The organism is Mesorhizobium sp. M7A.F.Ca.AU.002.02.1.1, from assembly GCF_003998535.1.
Taxonomy (GTDB): Bacteria; Pseudomonadota; Alphaproteobacteria; order Rhizobiales; family Rhizobiaceae; genus Mesorhizobium; species Mesorhizobium ciceri.
This window is the reverse complement of sequence record NZ_RZPB01000580.1, coordinates 1-3802: the sequence shown is the minus strand read 5'-3', so window position 1 is coordinate 3802 and position 3802 is coordinate 1. Positions and strand designations below refer to the sequence as shown.

The 3802-nt window shown below is 59.8% G+C and carries 5 protein-coding genes and 1 pseudogene; 4 read left to right on the top strand and 2 right to left on the bottom strand.

Annotated elements, in window-relative coordinates; genetic code table 11:
• Together EN879_RS39520 and EN879_RS27150 are read left to right on the top strand one after the other, a co-directional pair.
• Nucleotides 1–219, top strand: a 219-nt coding sequence (locus tag EN879_RS39520; protein WP_206521013.1) for a hypothetical protein, incomplete at its 5' end; no start/stop codon positions are given.
• Between the two features lie 351 nt (nucleotides 220–570).
• Nucleotides 571–882 carry a DUF736 domain-containing protein gene (locus EN879_RS27150; protein ID WP_063170742.1) on the top strand — a complete coding sequence of 104 codons (312 nt, stop codon included), beginning with the start codon at nucleotides 571–573 and terminating at the stop codon, nucleotides 880–882.
• Between the two features lie 89 nt (nucleotides 883–971).
• Here EN879_RS27150 and EN879_RS27145 read toward each other — a convergent pair whose 3' ends face one another.
• The gene (locus EN879_RS27145) at nucleotides 972–1502 is read right to left on the bottom strand and encodes a MucR family transcriptional regulator (protein ID WP_063170741.1); all 531 of its coding nucleotides are present in this window, start codon (nucleotides 1500–1502) and stop codon (nucleotides 972–974) included.
• Nucleotides 1503–1920: 418 nt separating this feature from the next.
• On the opposite strand from EN879_RS27145, the gene EN879_RS27140 reads away from it, so the two are divergent.
• On the top strand, nucleotides 1921–3126 hold the full coding sequence (locus tag EN879_RS27140) for a DUF932 domain-containing protein (protein WP_127224555.1): 1206 nt from the start codon (nucleotides 1921–1923) through the stop codon (nucleotides 3124–3126).
• Nucleotides 3127–3348: 222 nt separating this feature from the next.
• On the opposite strand, the gene EN879_RS27135 is transcribed toward EN879_RS27140, so the two are convergent.
• Nucleotides 3349–3576, bottom strand: a complete 228-nt coding sequence (locus EN879_RS27135) for a helix-turn-helix transcriptional regulator (protein WP_063170739.1) — start codon at nucleotides 3574–3576, stop codon at nucleotides 3349–3351.
• Nucleotides 3577–3655: 79 nt separating this feature from the next.
• On the opposite strand from EN879_RS27135, the pseudogene EN879_RS40200 reads away from it, so the two are divergent.
• A pseudogene (locus EN879_RS40200) lies at nucleotides 3656–3802 on the top strand (DUF2285 domain-containing protein); the annotation flags it as partial.

Genomic DNA, 3802 nt, shown 5'->3' with positions numbered 1-3802 from the left:
CTATCGACCTCAACCGGGCTCGCATCCAGTCGACTGAAACGCGAAATCGTCACGATGGTTGGCGGCTTGGAAGCCGCTGCGTTCAGCAATCAGTCGGTCGTCTTCGGTGCCACCCGAAACTCGATGGCGGGTCAGTCCAAAGATGAAGGAAATCGGCCGTTCCTTTTTCATCCGTTGGAGGACGGGCCGTATACTCTGGCGTTTGGCCCAGTTCTTTGACAGGACGGAGAAGCGCCACAGCACGGACGACATCAGCTGTGACAGATCGCAGCCTGGTGGCGGTTCCTTCCGCTAATTCCAAGCTACGCCCACGGCGTCCTCGAATGGATTGGGTCTGACCGAAGACCGACTTCGCTGCACTCAGTCTCGATCGTCTTCCCGCAACGACGCCACTGCGTTTTCTTCCCCTGTCCGCTGCGCGTCCATTCCTCGCGGTTCAAGAAAGCCTCGCGTCGCCGTCTTCCACTTCGTTTCAGCCCCTTCGGGGTGCGGACCGATCGTCCCCGGTCTCACGACCACCATCGAGGCCGCGATGGGCGCGGTCCGAGAAAAACAGAAGGAACCACCACAATGGCTACGATCGGCACTTTCTCCCGCACCGCCAACGGCTTCTCCGGCTCGGTCAAGACCCTCGACCTCAACGTCAAGACGGTGACGTTCTCTCCGGCCGATGGCGAAAATGAAAAGGGTCCCGACTTCCGAATCTTCGCCGGCGCCACCGAGTTCGGGGCGGCATGGAAGAAGACCTCGCGCGAGGGACGCGACTACCACTCTGTCAAGCTCGACGATCCCAGCTTCCCCGCTCCGATCTATGCGAGCCTGGTCGAGACCGACACCGAGGGCGACTTCTCGCTCATCTGGTCCCGCCGCACCGCAGAGTGATCCGACTCAACACGAAGCCCCGCTGCAAGGCGGGGCTTCGCCATGTTCAGGTCCTACACAGCCCGGCACGTCCGCCAGGGTGCAGAGGTCTAGGCTTTTGCTGGTGCCTTGCGCGTCTTCTTCAGCGGCGACTTGATGGCTGCCGCAGTCGTCGTCGCTGCTGCCGCACGAGCAGGCCGTTTTGGTTTTTCCGACGCGGCAGGCGTGGGCGCAGCCGCCTTGCGCCCGAGCCCTATTGATTTCGCCAGGGCCGAGCGCGTGGCGGCGTAATTCGGCGCCACCATCGGATAGTCGGAGGGCAGGTTCCATTTCTGCCGGTATTCGTCGGGGGTCAGATTAAAATGCTGAAGATGCCGCTTGAGCGATTTGAATTTCTTTCCGTCTTCCAGACAGATGATGAAATCCGGCGTCACCGACTTCTTGATCGATACCGCCGGTTCCTGCTTGATCACCGGCTCTATCGTCGGCGTGCCGATGCCTTTCAAAGCGGCATGGATATCGCCGATCAACTTCGGCAGCTCGGCGACCGGCAGTGGATTGTTCGACACATAGGCGGCGACAATGTCAGCCGCTATGGACACGGTATCCAGTTGACCGTCTTGTTCGAGAGCAGTGGTCATCTAATTTCCTCTTATTGTATCGGACGAATTGAGCGACGTTTGATTTCCCCGTCCCGCCAATGAGGCAAATAGTACGTTTCTCTGTAAAATCCAAATCTCTTGCACAACATTATAAGAGTAAGCTTCGCATTCATCGTTCTGATCGACTGCGGATACCCTTGTAGACTCGATGGGAAGCGAGGAACTTCCCCTCGCTTCCCCGCCAATGCCGCCTGTGCAGAGCAGGGCCGCAGGCTCGCAAAGCGGCCCGACAGCAGCAACAGTGGCCATCAATTTCCATCCGCTCCGCTCGACCGTGCAACCCGGCTTCGCTCGCCGGCATTGGCCCCCATCACTCCCGCGCGCTCACGCGCCCCCGGAAGGCATGCCGGGGGACATGCCTTCGGCATTGACGGAAAAAGGAGTGAGCACAATGAACATGACCACCATTATCAACAGCGAGAGCAACAGGCAGGAACAGGTGGCTTCCAGCGGCTTTCGCGTGGATATCTCGCGCGGCGAGAGGATCGGACGAGTTTCCTCCGAATGGTTTTCGCGTCCCGATGACGAGCGCTATCTGAGCCTTACCGAGCTCTATGATGCCGTGAAGCAGCGCGCGGACCGAGCGACCGCCCGCACCGTTGAGAGCCGCGCCGTGCGCGTGGAAGCTACCCGCGACAATGCAGAGCGGCTTTCGCTTATCGTTCCCGGACAGGAGCAGCCAATCGCGCCGACGCATTGGAGCTTCGGCCAGCTTTGCAGCCTTGTCAGCGCGCCGGCCACCTATATGCGCCAGCTGCCCGCGCCGCTTGCTGGCATCAATTTGCAGCATGGCCTTTTGAGCCATCGGGCGGAGTTGATGAAGACGCTCGAGACGGAAGACGGACGCATTGAGCTTCGCGCCGTCACGGGTCCGGACTATGGCCGCATCTGGGATCACGAGCTTGTCGCCGCCGTCATGAAGATAGCGGGCAACGGAACTGGCGACACTATCTGGAAGGTGCCGGGCGTTCTGGACTGGGCGACGATGACGCACAATCCATTCGTGGACGTGACCAAGGACACCACGACGCTTTACGCCAGCGACCGCGACGTGTTCCTGTTTCTGGTGGACGACACACACCCGATCGAAGCCGGACGGCTTCCGAATGGCGAGCCTGATTTGTATTTCCGAGGGTTCTATTGCTGGAATTCGGAAGTCGGTTCGAAGACCCTGGGCATTGCGAGTTTCTATCTGCGCGCCGTCTGCATGAACCGCAATCTGTGGGGCGTGGAGGGTTTCGAGGAAATCACAATCCGGCACTCAAAATTTGCCGCGCAGCGTTTTGCCCATGAGGCAGCGCCGGCTTTAGCTAGCTTTGCGAACTCAAGCCCGGCGCCGTTCATCGCTGGCATCAAGGCCGCGCGTGAGAAGATCGTAGCCCGCACCGCCGAGGACCGCGAAAGCTTCCTGCGCAAGCGCGGTTTCTCCAAGGGCGAAACGGGCAAGATCATCGAGACTGTGTTGCAGGAAGAAGGTCACCCACCCGAAAGCATCTTCGATTTTGTTCAAGGCATGACAGCGCATGCCCGCGCCAAGCCGCATCAGGATAGCCGGCTGGAGCTTGAAGGAAAGGCGAAGGCACTGTTGGAAAAGGCGGCGTGAACGAACGAAAGGCCGCACGGCGAACGTCTCGCCGCGCGGCCTTTCTGGTCCGCCACATCAACCGGATTGTCTTATCATAAGAATATCTAGCGACCAGATCATCGGGGTCGGCGCGTGCGGTCGCTTTTATGAAACACGGCGGCCGCTCGCCGGGCTCCGCCCGGCTCGCGATGCGACTGCTGTCATGGAGGCACAACAAGACAAATGAGGCCGAATGACTCGCTATTTTGTGACGCGCGATAGAGGGCGCCTTAGAAGGTCCGCGGCCTCAATCCCGAGAACATTTGCCAACTTGTCGACAACGTCGATCGTCGCGCCGTAGACGCTGCGCTCCAACGCGCTGATGTAGGTGCGATCGACTTCCGCGCGGTGAGCCAGCTCTTCTTGCGAAAGCCCAGCCGCCTGCCGATGCCGCCTCAGATTGCGTGCAAACACCTCGCGTATTTCCATGCCCGCGAGTGCAGCGTCTTGTCGAGTATTCAACCACGGAGTATTCTCTACAAAATGACTTCAAAGATGGAAATCGCGTTTGCTCAAACCACTGCTTGATCCCGATGTTGCCGACGTTGCTCCAGACTCCTCGATCTTGACCGGATACGACGAGGAGCGGCTGCTCACCTACATCCGCCTGCTCGACGCGGCGGCCGAAGACGCGGACTGGCGCGAGGTCGCCAGG